The following is an 831-nucleotide window of genomic DNA, read 5'->3' on the forward strand; positions in this document are numbered from 1 at the left end:
TGTTTATGATACACTAAAATTACCAGAAAAAAGCGTCAGAATTCCCTGAAATCAGCAAGGGATTTTCCTCAAAAAAGGCGGGACATATTGTATCCCCTTCACAATACAGATATCCTTTGGGTAGAGACCAATCTATTCAAAGGAGAAAAGGAAGATGTACACTATGTCCCAGATCAATCATATCAAAGATTTAAGCAATTGTGGATACCGGATCAGTGAAATTTCAAAGAAAACTGGTGCCGATCCTAAAACAATCCGCAAATATCTTTCCCAGGAGGACTTCTCACCAGTACCTCCGGTTGTCCAGAAACAGCCATCCAAGCTGGATCCGTTTAAGCCTGTTATCCACGAGTGGCTTGATGAGGATAAAAAGCACTGGCGTAAACAGCATCACACTGCACAGCGGATATATGAACGTCTGGTTGAAGAACAGGGATATACAGGCAGCTACAGCGTTGTCCAGCGTTATCTGAAAAAATGCCGTTCCGTCCAGACAGAAAAAGCAAACCTTGAACTGGTATGGGATCCCGGCCCGGCCCAGGTTGATTTTGGAGAAGCTGATTTCTATAAAAACGGAAAACTGGTCAGAAAGAAATATCTTACTGTATCGTTCCCTTACAGCAATGATGGATACAGTCAGGTATTCGGCGGTGAAACGGCTGAATGTGTCTGCCAGGGGCTGCTTGATATCTTTGAATTCATTGGTGGCGTACCTCCACTGCTGATCTTTGATAATGCTACTGGTGTTGGACGCAGGATCGGTGATATGATTCACGAAACAGAACTTTTTTCCCGTTTTCGTGCTCATTACCATTTCCGTGTCCGGTTCTG

At 43.9% G+C, this 831-nt stretch carries 1 protein-coding gene; it reads left to right on the plus strand.

Annotation, left to right across the window (positions count from 1 at the left end; genetic code table 11):
* Nucleotides 1–154: 154 nt before the first annotated feature.
* Nucleotides 155–831: IS21 family transposase (gene istA / locus DXA97_RS19820; RefSeq protein WP_118721465.1), on the plus strand; the 677-nt coding region annotated here is incomplete at its 3' end.

Origin of the sequence: Clostridium sp. OF09-36 (assembly GCF_003481985.1) — a bacterium.
In the GTDB taxonomy this organism is placed as follows: domain Bacteria; phylum Bacillota; class Clostridia; order Lachnospirales; family Lachnospiraceae; genus Brotaphodocola.